This window comes from Ruminococcus sp. Marseille-P328, assembly GCF_964249465.1.
In the GTDB taxonomy this organism is placed as follows: Bacteria; Bacillota; Clostridia; order Lachnospirales; family Lachnospiraceae; genus Blautia_A; species Blautia_A faecis.
The window spans coordinates 86,107-102,273 of sequence record NZ_CAXUBQ010000011.1 but is presented as its reverse complement, the minus strand read 5'-3'; the positions used below and the strand labels follow the sequence as shown (position 1 = coordinate 102,273).

General features: G+C 44.8%; 15 protein-coding genes. 4 read left to right on the top strand and 11 right to left on the bottom strand.

What is annotated here, in order from left to right:
* The first annotated feature begins 12 nt into the window (after positions 1-12).
* Entirely contained in the window at positions 13-1,287 is a 1,275-nt protein-coding gene (aroA, locus tag ACESTK_RS09650) for a 3-phosphoshikimate 1-carboxyvinyltransferase (protein WP_187564788.1), read from the top strand.
* 444 nt (positions 1,288-1,731) lie between these two features.
* Entirely contained in the window at positions 1,732-2,721 is a 990-nt protein-coding gene (locus tag ACESTK_RS09645) for a 2-hydroxyacid dehydrogenase (protein ID WP_118578845.1), read from the top strand.
* Positions 2,722-3,393: 672 nt separating this feature from the next.
* Here the strand turns inward: ACESTK_RS09645 and ACESTK_RS09640 are convergent.
* The gene (locus ACESTK_RS09640) at positions 3,394-4,227 is read right to left on the bottom strand and encodes a deoxyribonuclease IV (RefSeq protein ID WP_173771390.1); all 834 of its coding nucleotides are present in this window, start codon (positions 4,225-4,227) and stop codon (positions 3,394-3,396) included.
* 369 nt (positions 4,228-4,596) lie between these two features.
* On the opposite strand from ACESTK_RS09640, the gene ACESTK_RS09635 reads away from it, so the two are divergent.
* Together ACESTK_RS09635 and ACESTK_RS09630 are read left to right on the top strand one after the other, a co-directional pair.
* Positions 4,597-5,970 carry a sodium-dependent transporter gene (locus tag ACESTK_RS09635; RefSeq protein ID WP_187566488.1) on the top strand — a complete coding sequence of 458 codons (1,374 nt, stop codon included), beginning with the start codon at positions 4,597-4,599 and terminating at the stop codon, positions 5,968-5,970.
* A 147-nt stretch (positions 5,971-6,117) separates the two neighbouring features.
* A complete protein-coding gene (locus ACESTK_RS09630; RefSeq protein WP_187566486.1) occupies positions 6,118-7,371 on the top strand; it encodes a CapA family protein in 1,254 nt (417 codons plus the stop codon).
* Positions 7,372-7,426: 55 nt separating this feature from the next.
* On the opposite strand, the gene queA is transcribed toward ACESTK_RS09630, so the two are convergent.
* The 10 genes from queA to ftsY all read right to left on the bottom strand — a co-directional run bounded on the left by queA (position 7,427) and on the right by ftsY (position 16,161).
* Entirely contained in the window at positions 7,427-8,452 is a 1,026-nt protein-coding gene (queA, locus tag ACESTK_RS09625; RefSeq protein WP_373119622.1) for a tRNA preQ1(34) S-adenosylmethionine ribosyltransferase-isomerase QueA, read from the bottom strand.
* On the bottom strand, positions 8,439-9,203 hold the full coding sequence (gene trmD / locus ACESTK_RS09620; protein WP_118578851.1) for a tRNA (guanosine(37)-N1)-methyltransferase TrmD: 765 nt from the start codon (positions 9,201-9,203) through the stop codon (positions 8,439-8,441). The genes queA and trmD overlap by 14 nt, the downstream gene beginning before the upstream one ends.
* Positions 9,204-9,707: a ribosome maturation factor RimM gene (gene rimM / locus ACESTK_RS09615; RefSeq protein WP_118578853.1), complete on the bottom strand. Its 504-nt coding sequence runs from the start codon at positions 9,705-9,707 to the stop codon at positions 9,204-9,206.
* A gap of 104 nt (positions 9,708-9,811) precedes the next feature.
* Positions 9,812-10,042: a KH domain-containing protein gene (locus ACESTK_RS09610; RefSeq protein ID WP_021926512.1), complete on the bottom strand. Its 231-nt coding sequence runs from the start codon at positions 10,040-10,042 to the stop codon at positions 9,812-9,814.
* A gap of 160 nt (positions 10,043-10,202) precedes the next feature.
* Positions 10,203-10,448, bottom strand: a complete 246-nt coding sequence (gene rpsP / locus ACESTK_RS09605; protein WP_117852013.1) for a 30S ribosomal protein S16 — start codon at positions 10,446-10,448, stop codon at positions 10,203-10,205.
* A gap of 54 nt (positions 10,449-10,502) precedes the next feature.
* On the bottom strand, positions 10,503-11,855 hold the full coding sequence (gene ffh / locus ACESTK_RS09600; protein WP_373119620.1) for a signal recognition particle protein: 1,353 nt from the start codon (positions 11,853-11,855) through the stop codon (positions 10,503-10,505).
* Positions 11,856-11,858: 3 nt separating this feature from the next.
* Entirely contained in the window at positions 11,859-12,182 is a 324-nt protein-coding gene (gene ylxM / locus ACESTK_RS09595) for a YlxM family DNA-binding protein (protein WP_118578857.1), read from the bottom strand.
* A gap of 460 nt (positions 12,183-12,642) precedes the next feature.
* A complete protein-coding gene (trpS, locus tag ACESTK_RS09590; RefSeq protein ID WP_118578859.1) occupies positions 12,643-13,704 on the bottom strand; it encodes a tryptophan--tRNA ligase in 1,062 nt (353 codons plus the stop codon).
* Positions 13,705-13,978: 274 nt separating this feature from the next.
* Positions 13,979-15,190, bottom strand: a complete 1,212-nt coding sequence (ilvA, locus tag ACESTK_RS09585) for a threonine ammonia-lyase (RefSeq protein ID WP_118578861.1) — start codon at positions 15,188-15,190, stop codon at positions 13,979-13,981.
* A 29-nt stretch (positions 15,191-15,219) separates the two neighbouring features.
* Complete coding sequence (ftsY, locus tag ACESTK_RS09580; RefSeq protein WP_173717145.1) at positions 15,220-16,161, bottom strand: signal recognition particle-docking protein FtsY; 942 nt, start codon at positions 16,159-16,161, stop codon at positions 15,220-15,222.
* Between the last annotated feature and the right edge of the window lie 6 nt (positions 16,162-16,167).

The following is a 16,167-nucleotide window of genomic DNA, read 5'->3' as shown; positions in this document are numbered from 1 at the left end:
GGAACGATTATTATGGAAATAAAAAAACTTACAAATCTCCACGGAGAACTTACAGTCCCAGGCGACAAATCCATCTCCCACCGTGCCGTCATGTTCGGTTCCCTTGCCAAAGGAACCACAAAGATCACCCATTTTCTGGAAGGAGCTGACTGCCTTTCCACCATCTCCTGTTTCCGCAAAATGGGCATTGATATTGAGAATAACAGCGGAGAAATCCTGGTTCATGGAAAAGGACTCCACGGATTATCTGCCCCTGTTGATATTCTGGATGTCGGAAACAGTGGCACAACTACCCGCCTGATTTCCGGTATTCTTGCAGGACAAAATTTTGTATCGGAGCTTACCGGCGATGACTCTATCCAGAGCCGTCCCATGAAACGGATCATGACGCCTCTCCTTTCCATGGGCGCTGATATTGCAAGCATAAAGGGAAATAACTGTGTTCCTCTTCGGATCACAGGTCATCCTCTGAAGGCCATTCACTATGATTCCCCAGTTGCTTCTGCTCAGGTAAAATCCTGTGTACTTCTGGCAGGAATGTATTCTGACGGAATTACCAGCGTCACCGAACCGGTTCTTTCCAGGAACCATACAGAAATCATGTTAAACTATTTTGGAGCTCGGGTAACTTCTGAGGGAACTACCGCTTCCATTGCTCCGGAACCATCTCTTTTTGCCAGAGAAATTACAGTACCTGGGGATATTTCTTCTGCTGCTTATTTCATCGCTGCCGGACTTCTGGTGCCAGGCAGTGAGATTCTTCTGAAGAATGTGGGAATCAATCCCACAAGAGACGGACTGCTCCGTGTGTGTAAGGACATGGGCGCAGACATTACCCTGCTAAATGTTAATATGGATGGAGAACCTACTGCTGACCTTCTTGTCCGCGCCAGTTCTCTTCATGGTACAACTGTTGGCGGAGAAATTATCCCGACGCTTATTGATGAGATTCCGATGATTGCAGTTATGGCGGCTTTCGCAGAGGGAACTACTGTGATCAAGGATGCAAAAGAACTTAAAGTAAAAGAATCAGACCGTATTCTGGTTATGGCAGAGAATCTTTCCCGCATGGGTGCGGACATTACACCTACAGAGGACGGAATGATCATACATGGAGGCAAGCCGCTTCACGGCGCAGAGATTGATTCTTATCTGGACCACAGAGTGGCTATGTCTTTCGCTGTTGCAGGACTGCTCTGTGATGGACCGCTCTCTATTAAGGGTGGAGATTGTGTGAAGATTTCTTATCCGGAATTTTATGAGGATCTGTATCGGTTAGGAGAATAATCTGAACCGCAGGAACTTAAATGAGAACATTTTTCGTTACTGTGAACGGAGTGAGCAATAACCATTTTTCCATTTAGGTTCCTGTTTTTTGCCTTTTTAGATGTGCATTCCTATTATTTTATGTTAAATAATAGTCAATGTTAGTTTAGTGTAACTGTCATACTTTGCCAGATTATATGCTTGTATTTTCTTTTTAAATATACATATTGCACATTTTACCATGTATTAATTTCTGTGCAATTTTAAAATTCGTTTTAATCTCATTTCTATATTGATATTCTTTTAACGATTTCGACGAAGTTAAAAAACTTTCCGTTTTCCTCTTTTTTTCTTCAAAAAAATAACGTATAATCCCACTGTAAGTTGAGGAACACTAAAACAAACAAAGCGAAGGTGAACAGCCCAGACAAAAGAGCGGCTGCCACAAGAAAGGAGCCAGAAATAATGAAAATTTTATTTTACGGAACCAAAAATTATGACGAGCAGTTTTTTGAAAAACTTTTACCTGAATTTCCAGATATTAAGATTAAATTTATTGAAGCAAATATCCATGAGGAGACCGCTTCTCTTGCAAAAGGTTATGAAGCCATCTGTGCTTTTGTAAATGCAGACCTTGGCGCTCCTGTTATTGAAGAATTACATCAGCAGGGTGTAAAACTGATCCTTATGCGCTGCGCTGGTTACAATAACGTGGATCTTAAGACAGCCCACAAATATGGCATGAAAGTTCTGCGTGTACCAGGTTACTCTCCCGAGGCTGTTGCTGAGCACGCAATGGCGCTGGCGCTTACAGCTAACCGTCACACTCACAAGGCTTACATCAAATGCCGTGAGAACAACTTTACTTTAAGCGGTCTTATGGGCGTGAACCTTTACAAGAAAACAGCCGGTATTATCGGTACTGGTAAGATTGGTCAGGCTATGGCAAGAATCTGCAAGGGATTTGGAATGCGGGTCATTGCATATGATCTTTTCCCAAACAAGAATCTTGACTTCCTGGAATACGTTTCTCTTGATGAGTTGCTGGCTACCAGTGATCTGATCAGCCTGCACTGCCCGCTTACTGACGAAACCAAACATATTATCAACGAAAAGACAATTGCCCAGATGAAGGACGGAGTTATCCTTGTAAACACTTCCCGTGGCGGTCTTATCAAGACGGAGGATCTGATTTCCGGTATCCGTGACCACAAGTTCTTCGCAGTTGGTCTGGATGTTTATGAGGAGGAATCTGATTACGTATTCGAAGATCTGTCTGAGAGCATCATGCAGACTTCCTTGATCCAGAGGCTTCTCTCCTTCCCGAACGTAACCATGACCTCCCATCAGGGATTCTTTACAGAAGAAGCGCTCACCAATATTGCAGAGACAACTATGGAGAATGCGCAGGCTTATATCAATGGAGATGAGCTGAAGAACGAGGTTCTCTCATAATTCATAAATCACTATAGAAAATACGGTGTTTCAATGCATAGGTATTGAAACACCGTTTTGCTATTTAGTGTGTTGGTCATTATTCCGGACGCGATTTCACAATGTATATTCACCGCCGCGCGTCGCAACGTTCCGGCAAGCTAATGACTAACTGCGACTAAGACGCTCAGGAGAGCCTTCGCGCCTAAGTCTCCGTAAGTCATGGATCTCGCCTCCACTAAAACCGCTCCTGAAATGCGCGGCTTGCGAATATACATTGCAAAATCGCTGGTTACTGGCAAGGGAAGAAAGAAACAGTAACGACAACAACGCGGGTGGGGTGAAGTAGTTGGTATCCCGCAACTATATTGTTTTTTCTAATCTATCGTTGTCAAGAAAGTATAGGGAAACCAATCACTCCCCCTCCCCCTTCGTTAAAAGTTCTTACTAACCAGCAAGTCCCAGCCAGTACACAGCATTTGGGCAGTGTGTATTACTCCAGCGAGCCATTTCAGGCGCGCTCTTAGCGTAAGCGAAATCCAGCGCTTACGAAGACTTATGCGTGAGGGCTCTCCCGAACGCATTAGTCGCAGTTAGCGATTAGTTCGCTGGAGCGTTGCGCCGGCGAGTGAGTAATACACATTGCCCAAATGCGTCCCTCCTGAAGAACTTTTCAACACACTAAATAGCAATTTATTCTGAATATCTTTCCCTAAGAAGTGCAATTTCTCTTGTCCAACCCTCATCATCATTAGGCGTTTCCAGAATAAAAGGCTTACCCTCCAATGCCGGGTGCCGGATGACACGGACAAGGGCATCAAGACCAATCTGGCCTTCCCCGATTCTGGCGTGGCGGTCTTTGTGACTGCCAAGAGGATTGAGGCTGTCGTTTAGGTGGATGGCTTTTAAGTGGTCGAGACCGATGATGCGGTCGAATTCAGTTAAGACACCGTCCAGGTCGTTTACAATATCGTAGCCACCATCCCACACATGGCAGGTATCCAGGCAGATTCCAAGTTTATCGCGTTTTTCTACAAGGTCCATGATGGCACGAAGCTCCTGGAAATGGCTTCCCACCTCAGAGCCTTTTCCAGCCATGGTTTCAAGAAGAACTGTAGTGGTCTGTTCTTCAGTAAGAACTGCATTCAGCACTTCTGCAATCTTCTGAATTCCAACCTCTATTCCCTGTCCCACATGGCTGCCTGGATGGAAATTATAATAATTTCCTGGTGTGGCTTCCATGCGTTTCAGATCATCCGAAAAAGTATTTCTGGCAAAATCCCGCAGATTTTCTTTGGCCGCGCAGGCATTTAAGGTATAAGGCGCATGCGCCACGATTTTGCCGAATTCATGCTCCCTGGCAATCTCCTGAAACTTCGCCACATCTGCAGGGTCAATAGCTTTGGCATTCCCTCCTCTTGGATTTCTGGTAAAAAATGCAAACGTGTTGCCGCCATTTTTTACAATCTGGCGTCCCATGGCTGCGTAGCCTTTGGATGATGAAGTATGATTTCCTATATATAACATGTCGTTTTCCCTTCTTATTTACTATTTTATTATGAAAATCCCGTACGGTAGCCAAAAATGAGCCATGCTTGCACGAGCGAACTCTTGGATATCGAACGGGCTAGACCGTATGAGTAAGTAGGACGATGGCCCGGATTACGAATGCGGTCGGAAGCTGCGGGAGCGCCATAGGCGCGAAACAGCTGACTCTCAGGCACTCCTTAAGTACATCCTATATATTTTAGCATTTCCCCCTTCTTTTTCAAGATATTTATTGACGAAAACCCATTTTATTCTTATACTGTTAAAAGGTGTGCTCTTCTGTAAAAAAGACTTTTGTCCCATACTTTTCCACAGAATTCATACATAGAAAAAAGGAAGGAAATCAACATGAAAGAACGTGAAAAGTTTTCATCCCGGCTTGGATTTATTCTCATTTCAGCCGGCTGCGCCATTGGAATCGGCAATGTATGGCGCTTCCCTTATATAACAGGTCAGTACGGCGGTGCTGCTTTTGTACTGATTTATCTTCTGTTCCTTGTAATTCTTGGACTGCCTATTATGGTTATGGAATTTGCTGTCGGACGCGCAAGCCGCAAGTCCGCTGCCAGAAGCTTCCATCTCCTTGAGCCAAAGGGCACCAAATGGCACCTTTACAGCTATGGAGCCATGCTTGGCAACTATATGCTGATGATGTTTTACACCACTGTAGGCGGCTGGATGCTGGCTTACTTCTTTAAAATAGCAAGCGGCACCTTCACAGGTCTTGATACAGAAGCGGTAGGAAACGTATTTAACACCATGCTCTCCAATCCTAGAGAAATGACCTTCTGGATGGTAATCGTAACTGCATTCGGTTTTGGTACCTGCTGCATGGGACTGCAGAAAGGTGTTGAACGTATCACAAAGGTTATGATGGTATGTCTTCTTACTATTATGGTAGTTCTTTGCGTTAAGAGCTGTACGCTTCCAGGCGCCATCGAGGGTATTAAGTTCTATCTTCTCCCGGATTTTGGCCGTCTGAAAGAGAACGGACTGCTTTCCGGTATTTATGCCGCTATGGGACAGGCATTCTTCACCTTGAGCCTTGGGATCGGCGCAATGGCAATCTTTGGAAGTTATATCGACAAAGACCGCAGCCTTATGGGCGAATCCATCCAGATTGGTATTCTGGATACTTTCGTGGCACTAATGGCCGGACTTATTATTTTCCCCGCATGCTTTGCTTACAATGTAAGCCCTACACAGGGTGTTGGACTTGTATTCGTAACACTGCCGAACATGTTTAACCAGATGATGGGCGGTCGTTTCTGGGGTGCACTGTTCTTCATCTTTATGACATTCGCAGCTCTCTCCACCATCATTGCAGTATTTGAGAATATCTTAAGCTTTGCCATGGATCTGTGGGGCTGGAGCCGTAAGAAGGCAGTTCTGGTAAACGGAATTGCAATCTTTGTTTTATCCATGCCATGCGTACTTGGTTTCAACGTATGGAGCGGATTTCAGCCACTGGGCGCAGGAAGCACCATCCAGGATCTGGAGGACTTCATCATCTCCAATAACCTGCTTCCGCTTGGAAGCCTAGTTTACCTGCTGTTCTGCGTAACCCGCTACGGATGGGGATGGGACAATTTCATCAAAGAAGCGGATACAGGAAACGGCATTAAATTCCCGAAGTGGGCACGTCCATATCTTACCTATGTACTGCCGCTTATTGTACTGTTGATTTTCGTAATGGGTTATTACGATAAATTCTTCAGATAAATATTATTGTAATGTAAATCAAAGGCAAAAGTTCACAGGGCTATTCACTCAAAACATGACCTATGGATTTTTGCCTCAATGTTTATACGGAACAAACACGTCGCCTGTCGGCGACATCATATACAAAAGCCATATGAGGACAGACGTATGCAAAAGAAAAAGAATTTATACAAAAAATCCAAATATTACCGCCGGCGCCAGAAAAAAATCCGGCAGATCTGTATGACCGCAGGTGGTGTCCTGCTGCTGGTGGTACTGCTCCTGATCGTCCGGGGATGTGCAGGAAAGACAAAGAGTGTAAACTCTTCGAATATAAACAACGCAACCGACGAAAATACAACTGGTTCTGCTCTTTCTTCTGACAGCGAAAAGAACGATTCTTCATTTGCCGATGGAGCTAAGCAGACTGCAGAATCTTCCAGTGACAGCTCAGATTCATCTTCTGATTCCGAAAGCAGCGATACTGTTTCAACAAAATCGAAGCACGACACCCCAGTCACCCTTACTATAAGCGTTGTGGGAGACTGTACCCTTGGTACAGATGAGGCCTTCGATTACAGTACCAGCCTGAATGCATATTTTGAAAATTATGGAAAAGAATACTTTTTACAGAATGTAAAGAGCATTTTTGAAGCAGATGACCTGACTATCGCCAACAATGAAGGAACCTTCACAGACAGCAGCAGCCGCGAGGATAAAACCTTCGCATTCAAAGCACCCGCATCTTTTGCAGGAATTTACTCCAGCAGTTCTGTGGAAGCAGTGAACACAGCTAACAACCACAGCCATGATTACGGCGAGCAGAGCTTTCAGGATACCATGGACGCCCTGGATGCCCAGGGAATTGTTCATTTCGGCTATGATGAGACGGCTGTAATGGATATAAAAGGGGTAAAAGTAGGTCTTGTGGGAATCTATGAGTTATACGATCATCTAGAGCGTGAACAGCAGCTGAAAGACAACATTGCCAAGGTAAAAGAAGATGGTGCAGAGCTGATCATCGTTATCTTTCACTGGGGAAACGAAAAAGAAACCGTTCCAGACTCCAATCAGACCACACTTGGACATCTTGCCATTGACCTTGGCGCTGACCTGGTGTGCGGACATCATCCTCATGTACTTCAGGGAATTGAAGAATATAAAGGAAAGAATATTGTATACAGCCTTGGAAACTTCTGCTTCGGCGGAAACAGCGCCCCAAGTGACATGGACAGTATGATTTTCCAGCAGACCTTTACCATCTCAAATGACGGCGTAAAAGCAGATAATGTAACAAATATCATCCCATGTTCCATCTCCTCCGCTTACGGCTATAACAATTACCAGCCAACGCCTGCTGAAGGGGATGAAAAGACCAGAATTATGGAAAAAATCCAGGAAAGAAGCTCCTGGATCGGATAGAAAAAAATATGTTGTTCAGCACCCCCAGAGCGAAAGCTCCGGGGGTATTTTTTGATTATAATATCAGCATCGCATCTCCAAATGAAAAGAACCGATACTTCTCCTGCACTGCCACCTCATAGGCATGCAGAATATTCTCTTTTCCAGCCAGTGCAGACACCAGCATAACCAGTGTGGATTCCGGCAGATGGAAGTTGGTGATCAGACCGTCGATCATCTTAAATTTATAGCCTGGATAAATAAAAATCTCTGTCCAGCCGCTTCCAGACTTCAGAACACCATCAGCGCCAGTTGCAGACTCCAGTGTACGGCAGCTGGTAGTTCCAACTGCGATCACACGGCCGCCATTTTTCTTGGTATCGTTGATCAGCTTCGCCTGGTCTTCTTCCACAATGTAAAATTCAGAATGCATGTGATGCTGTTCTACATCATCTACTTTAACCGGACGGAAAGTTCCAAGACCTACGTGAAGAGTTACATGGGCAATATTTACGCCCTTGGCTTTCACCTGTTCCAGAAGTTCTTTGGTGAAATGCAGACCTGCTGTAGGAGCTGCTGCGGAACCCTCATTCTTTGCATAAACAGTCTGGTAGCGATTCTTATCCTTTAATTTATGAGTGATATATGGCGGCAGCGGCATCTCTCCCAGCTGGTCCAAAATCTCCTCAAAAATGCCTTCATAATGGAACTGGATTAGACGGTTGCCTTCGTCCACCACGTCGATGATCTCGCCCTCTAAAATGCCATCACCAAATGTGATTTTGGCACCTGGACGAGCCTTTTTGCCAGGCTTTACCAGGCATTCCCAGATATCGTTCTCTCTTCTTTTCAGAAGAAGGATTTCGATCACTGCGCCAGTCTCTTCCTTGTGACCGTAAAGCCTTGCCGGAATAACCTTGGTATCATTGATAACCAAAGTATCACCTTCATTCAGATAGTCCAGTATATCCCTAAAATGGCGATGCTCAATACTGCCATCTGCCATAGAAAGATGCATCAGTCTGGAAGAACTTCTGTCCTCCAGCGGATCCTGGGCGATCAGCTCCTGAGGGAGCTCATAGTAAAAATCAGATGTTCTCATCTTTGGATTCCTCCTCTTTCCACTGCTTTTTCAGCTGCCGCACAAAATTCCATTCTTTGTTGGTGAGATCTGCCTTTTTCAGCAGATCCGGGCGCCTTCTGGCTGTACGAATGATAGACTGCTCTCTGCGCCACTTCTCTATATTTGCATGATGACCGGACATAAGAACCTCCGGAACCTTTTTACCATGCCACTCTTCCGGGCGGCTGTACTGGGGATATTCCAGAAGGTTTCCTGCAAAGGACTCGGTCTCGCCAGACTCCTGATTGCTGAGCACGCCTGGAACCATGCGGGAAATAGAGTCCATCATAACCATGGCCGGAAGCTCGCCGCCTGTAAGCACATAGTCTCCGATAGACACATAATCCGTCACAATTTCTTCCAGAACACGCTCATCAATTCCCTCATAGTGACCGCAAAGGAAAACCAGGTCTTCCTCTTTCGCCATGTCTCTTGCCATCTGCTGATTAAACACCTGTCCCTGCGGGGTGAGATAAACCACACGGGGGCGCTTCCCGGCTTTCTCGGCAATCGCTTCATAAGCCAGGTAAACCGGTTCTGCCTGCATCAGCATTCCAGCACCGCCGCCGTAAGTATAATCATCTACTTTCTGGTGCTTGTTAAAAGCATAGTCGCGGATATTTATGGCCTCCACAGAAAGGATTCCTGCATTAATGGCACGTCCTGTAATGCTGGTGTTCATTCCATTCCGGATCATTTCTGGAAAAAGGGTCAAAACATGGAAATTCATTTACAAAAGTCCTTTCATCAAATGTACCGTCATCACATTCTCCTCCAGATCAACGTCAAGGATGCATTCCTTGATTGCCGGGAGAAGTACTTCCTGATGATCTGGAAGCTCTACTACGTAAACATCATTGGCTCCTGTTTCCATAACATCTTTCAGGGTTCCGAAATGGGTGTTATCCTCCAGAACCACTTCCATGCCAATCAAGTCGCCGATGTAATATTCATCTTCATCCAGTTCCTGGGCTTCTTCTCTGGGAACCCACAGGTCTCTGCCTTTGTACATTTCAATATCATTTATATTATCAATCCCGTCAAATTTCAGGATCACAAGATTCTTAAAAAATTTCACGTTACGGATTTCCAGCTTTTTCATCTCTCTGCCAGCATCCAGAATCACGTATTCAAGATCCAGGAAACGCTCCGGATCTGTGGTAGGGAATACTTTTACTTCTCCCCGCACGCCATGAGTGGTGGTAATTACTCCAACCTTTAATAAATCTTCCATTCAAAACTCCTCTACAAAAAACGAATATGTCTGCCGTCCAGGACTTTCATAAGTAAAAACAGGAGCCATGTCTCCACAGCTCCTGCATCCATATATCTTGCTTATCATTGCAGAATATCTACAATCACTTTTTTGCTGCTTTTGGAAGAAGCCGCTTTTACTACGGTACGGATGGCCTTGGCGATTCTGCCCTGACGTCCGATCACCTTACCCATATCAGATGGTCCTACCTTCAGTTCGATAACAACAGCGTCATCCTTTTCTGTTTCGGTAACGACTACTTCGTCCGGATTTTCAACAAGAGATTTTGCAATTACTTCTACTAATTCTTTCATTACACACCTCCCTGATCCCGCCCCGGAGCATATTCAAAAAATGCCCTCATCTGGACGTCACAGAAATACCCCCTGAAAATTGCCGGTTACAGTTCACGACTTTCACAGGAAATACTGTGCAGTCTGAACCGTTCTGGCAACCTCTAAGATACTCCTTAAATTATTTCTCGATTCCGGCCTGTTTGAGGATCTTAGCAACAACTTCTGTAGGCTGAGCACCGTTTGCAAGCCATTTCTTAGCTGCTTCTTCGTCAACCTTGCATACACTTGGCTCCTGGTTTGGATCATATGTTCCGATCTCTTCGATACATCTTCCATCACGTTTGCTGCGGGAATCTGCAACAACGATTCTATAGTAAGGTGCTTTCTTCTGTCCCATTCTTCTTAATCTGATCTTAACTGCCATTTTAATTTTCCTCCAATTTACTTTCTCTTTATTAGTTAATTTAATTATTTTATGTTAAAAAGGAAGCTTGAAGCCGCCTCTTTTACCACCCATTTTGCCGCCGCCCATGAGACCCGGCATCTGCTTCATCATCTTCTTGCTCTGCTCAAACTGTTTCACAAGGCGATTGACTTCTGCAACCTCCACACCTGCGCCTCTGGCAATTCTGTTCTTGCGGGAAAGGTTCAGGATTCCCGGATTAGAACGCTCCTGTGGAGTCATGGAAAGAATAATGGACTTGGTTCTGTCCATTGCTTTCTCATCAATCATACTCTCCACATCTTTCATCTTGCTTCCCACACCTGGGAGCATATTCAGGATACTAGAGATTCCGCCCATCTTATTCATCTGTTCAAGGCTGGTAAGATAGTCATTGAAATCAAAATCCATCTTCTTCAGCTTCTTGGACATCTCCTGGGCTGCTTCCTGATCTACGGCTGCTTCTGCCTTCTCGATCAGGCTCATTACATCTCCCATACCAAGGATACGGGATGCCATTCTCTCCGGATAAAACTGTTCCAGATCAGATAACTTCTCTCCCATACCTACATACAGGATAGGCTTGCCAGTTACGGACTTAATGGAAAGAGCTGCACCACCTCGGGTATCACCATCCATCTTGGTCAGGATCACTCCATCGATTCCAACCTTCTCTGCAAAGGTCTGGGCTACATTGACTGCATCCTGTCCGGTCATGGCATCTACTACAAGGACTGTAGCATCTACCTCAATATTAGACTTAATATCAGCAAGCTCCTGCATCATATCCTCATCGACATGAAGACGACCTGCTGTATCAATGATCACTACATTCTGCTGATTCGTCTTGGCATGTGCAACAGCCGCCTTGGCTATGTCTACCGGGCTCTGTTTATCACCCATGGTAAAGACTTCCACACCTTGTTTCTCACCGTTTACCTGCAGCTGAGTGATCGCTGCGGGTCTGTAAACGTCACAGGCTACCAGAAGAGGGCTCTTACCTTTCGACTTGATCTTACCTGCAAGCTTGGCTGCCGTAGTGGTCTTACCAGCTCCCTGAAGACCTGCCATCATAATGACAGTCAGATCATTGCCAGGCTTGATCGGAAGCTCTGTAGTCTCGCTTCCCATAAGATTAACCAGCTCTTCATTTACAATCTTGATGACCATCTGGCCTGGGTTCAGTCCGTTCATAACGTCCTGTCCAACTGCACGTTCCTGTACAGATTTCGTGAACTGTTTCACGACTCTGAAGTTAACGTCTGCTTCAAGGAGTGCCATCTTAACTTCTTTAAGAGCAATCTTAACATCCTCTTCGGTCAGACGGCCTTTGCTTCTCAGCTTCTTGAATACATTCTGAAGTTTATCTGTTAAGCTTTCAAATGCCATGAATTATAACTCCTCTAAAATCACATTGGATATTGCCTCAATATCATCAGCGTGATATCCGGATGCAAGCTCATGTATCTTCTGTACCTGTCCCCGGATATTCACAAACTTCTCCACCAGATGCAGCTTCTCTTCATATCCTTCCAGTGCTTTGTCACAGCGTCTGATCATATCATGTACGCCCTGACGGCTGATATTCAGTTCCTCTGCAACCTCACTTAAAGAATAATCCTCCAGAACTACACTCTCGTAGATCTGCTGCTGTCTCTTCGTAAGAAGCTCTCCGTAAAAATCATAGAGCAAAGTACGTTCTACAAACTTTTCCATTCGTTATCACCTTGGGTATCATACCGTATTTTGTGGTGTGTGTCAAGTATTTTTTCTTTACACGCAATATTTTTTATATGTCCAAATTTATTATACGCTATTTCTAATTGTCTGCCCTTATGTTATACTATAAAAGCTGCCGAGCCTCCAGCAGAAAGGAGGTGAATTCGATGGATAATATTATTGCTCTAATCCTTGTCCCTGTCGCAGTAAATGTAATTAGCTACTGCATTTACAAATGGCTGGACAGAAAAGACAAATAGGCAGCATAACAGCCTAAGGCATAAGCCACCTACATAAACGGAATAGAAAACCCCGGAAGTCTCGCACACCTCCGGGGTTTTCGTTTGCTTTCGATGGACTATTGCTCTAATCCTTAGCTACTATTAGGATATGCCATAACCAACGAAATGTCAACTTAAAATTCACATATTTTACTGACACTTAAAATCCACATATTTTACTGAATCAAACTATCATCATCAAAATAATTAATTCTCATAGAAGCCTTTACATCCTTCAGAGTCTCAGCTGCCTTTGCCTCAGCCACCTTACTGCCCTCTCTTAAAATATCATAGACATCCGGAATACGCTGCTCCCACATTTTACGGCGCTCTCGAATCGGGCCAAGTTCAGCCTGAAGAACGTTGTTCAGGAACTTCTTAACCTTAACATCTCCAAGTCCGCCTCTCTTATAATGGTCTTTCAGCTCGTCCAGGTTCTGATAATCCGGAAGAAATTCCGGGAAGTATTCTGGTTTGCAGAAAGCATCCAGATAAATAAATACCGGGTTGCCATCAACATTTCCCGGATCCTGAACACGAAGATGATTCGGATCCGTGAACATGGACATAACCTTCTTCTTAACCTCATCTGCCTCATCGGAAAGATAAATGCAGTTTCCAAGAGATTTACTCATTTTTGCCTTACCGTCAATACCTGGCAGACGCAGGCACGCCTTGTTGGAAGGAAGTACGATTTCCGGCTCTGTAAGTGTCTCACCATATACTGTGTTAAACTTGTGTACGATCTCTTTGCACTGCTCCAGCATAGGAAGCTGATCCTCGCCAACCGGAACTGCTGTTGCACGGAAGGCTGTAATATCAGCTGCCTGGCTGATAGGATAGCAGAAGAATCCAACCGGAATGCTAGCTTCGAAATTACGCATCTGGATCTCAGATTTCACAGTAGGGTTACGCTGAACACGGGCTACTGTAACCAGATTCATATAATAGAAAGTAAGCTCTGTAAGCTCCGGAACCATAGACTGGATGAAAATTGTGGATTTCTCCGGATCAATCCCGCAAGCCAGATAATCAAGTGCTACCTGGATAATATTCTGACGAACCTTCTCCGGGTGCTCTGCGTTATCAGTAAGCGCCTGGGCATCCGCGATCATAATATAAATCTCGTCATAATTTCCGGAATTCTGAAGCTTTACACGCTCAGATAAAGAGCCTACATAATGTCCCACATGAAGACGTCCTGTAGGACGGTCTCCTGTTAAAATTACTTTTTTCATAGTTTGCTACTCCTTATATTCACCGCCATGCCGATCCTTTTTTTACCAACACAGTTGTACTTATTTATAATCATTTCAGCAAACACTCCCCATTTTTTTACATGAATATGCAAAACGTCCAAAGCACATAGATTAACTTTAGTTACTATTCACTGGTAACATTCCGCGAGGTGTTTTTTGTGAACGGAGTGAACAGTAACTAACTTTATTCATACCATTTGTAATGTTGCTTCAGTTATTAACTGCAAGCTGGGGAAATGCTTCTATTTTTCAATTACAGACTTGCGCGAATTACTTTCGGTCTGCATCCGGCAGTCTCCAGCGCTTTCACGATCTGATTCTTATGGTCTGTACCAAACGCCTCCAGAGTGATCTTCAATTCTACAGCGGCATTACGGTTTGTGCTTACAAACTGGTTATGATCCAGCTTGATAACATTTCCCTGATTCTCTGCAATAATAGAAGCCACACGTACCAGTTCACCAGGCTTATCCGGGATAAGAACAGATACGGTAAAGATTCTGTCACGCTGGATCAAGCCATGCTGTACTACAGAAGACATGGTAATCACATCCATATTTCCACCACTTAAAATGGACACAACCTTTTTATTCTTGAAATCAAGATGACGAAGCGCAGCCACTGTCAGAAGTCCTGAATTCTCAACGATCATCTTATGATTTTCTACCATATCCAGGAATGCAACGATCAGCTCATCATCCTCAACCGTGATGATTTCATCCAGATTCTCCTGGATATATGGGAAAATATGAGAACCCGGAGTCTGAACTGCAGTACCATCTGCAATGGTGTTTACATGGGGCAGTGTAACAACCTCCCCTTTCTCAAGAGAAGCCTTCATGCAGGCTGCACCTGCCGGCTCTACACCGATTACTTTAATATGAGGATTAAGAAGCTTGGCAAGTGTGGATACACCTGTTGCAAGTCCGCCTCCACCGATTGGCACCAGAATATAATCTACAAGAGGAAGCTCCTGAATGATCTCCATGGCAATGGTTCCCTGTCCGGTAGCAACTGCAGGATCGTCAAAAGGATGAATAAAGGTATAGCCCTTTTCTTCAGCAAGCTCCAGCGCATAAGCACAGGCCTCATCATAAACATCACCATGAAGAATAACCTCTGCGCCATAACCTTTTGTACGCTCTACTTTAATAAGCGGTGTAGTGGTCGGCATTACGATCACGGCCTTCACACCGTACTTGTGTGCTGCATATGCCACACCCTGTGCATGGTTTCCAGCGGAAGCTGTGATCAGGCCTTTGCCCCTCTCCTCGTCGGAAAGAGTACTGATCTTATAATAAGCTCCACGCACCTTATATGCACCTGTTCTCTGCATGTTCTCTGGTTTGAAGAAGACCTTGTTTCCAGTGAGTTCAGAGAAATAACTGCTCTTCACCAGCTTGGTCTCCTGGGTTACCTGCTTAACTATTTCTGCCGCTTCTTCAAAACTCTCTAATGTAAGCATTTTTATTTTTCCTCCTGTAGTCTGTGGGGTTAGTTTTCATCCGGACGAATATCAAACAACGCATCCACAAAAGAATTTGCATCGAATTTCTGTAAATCGTCAATGCTCTCACCAACGCCGATATATTTCACCGGAATATCAAGCTCAGACTGGATTGCCACCGCAATACCACCCTTGGCTGTACCATCAAGCTTGGTAAGAATGATACCGGTTACATTCGCCACCTCTGCAAACTGTCTTGCCTGCACAAGTGCGTTCTGTCCTGTCGTTCCATCCAGAACCACCAGAGTTTCCAGATACGCTTCCGGATATTCCTTCTCCAGAATGCGGTAAATCTTGCGAAGCTCTTCCATAAGATTCTTCTTATTATGAAGTCTTCCTGCGGTATCACAGATCAGAACGTCTGCATTGCGGGCCTTGGCTGCTGCCACTGCATCATAGACAACTGATGCCGGGTCTGCTCCATCCTGACCGCCAATGATCTCCACTCCTGCCCGGTTCGCCCACTGGGTCAGCTGTTCCCCTGCCGCTGCACGGAAAGTATCCGCAGCACCAAGAATAACCTTTTTGCCCTGGTCCTTCAGCTTGCCAGCAAGTTTTCCAACGGAAGTTGTTTTTCCAACACCATTGACACCAATCACAAGAATAACGGATTTACGGTTTTCAAACTCGTACTCTGTGCTGTCTACCGTCATCTGCTCCTTGATGGTATCAATAAGAAGCTGCTTGCACTCCTTGGGATCCCTGATATTCCGGATCTCCACCTGGTCTTTTAATTTGTCCAGAATGGCTGTGGTGGCATTGATTCCAATGTCACCCATGATCAGGATTTCTTCCAGTTCCTCATAAAAATCATCATCTATTGTTGAATAGCCGGTGAAAAGAGAATCAAATCCTGCCACGATGTTGTCTCTTGTTTTTGTCAGGCCACTGACAAGTCTTTTAAAAAAGCCTTTCTTTTCCTCTGCCATTTCCTC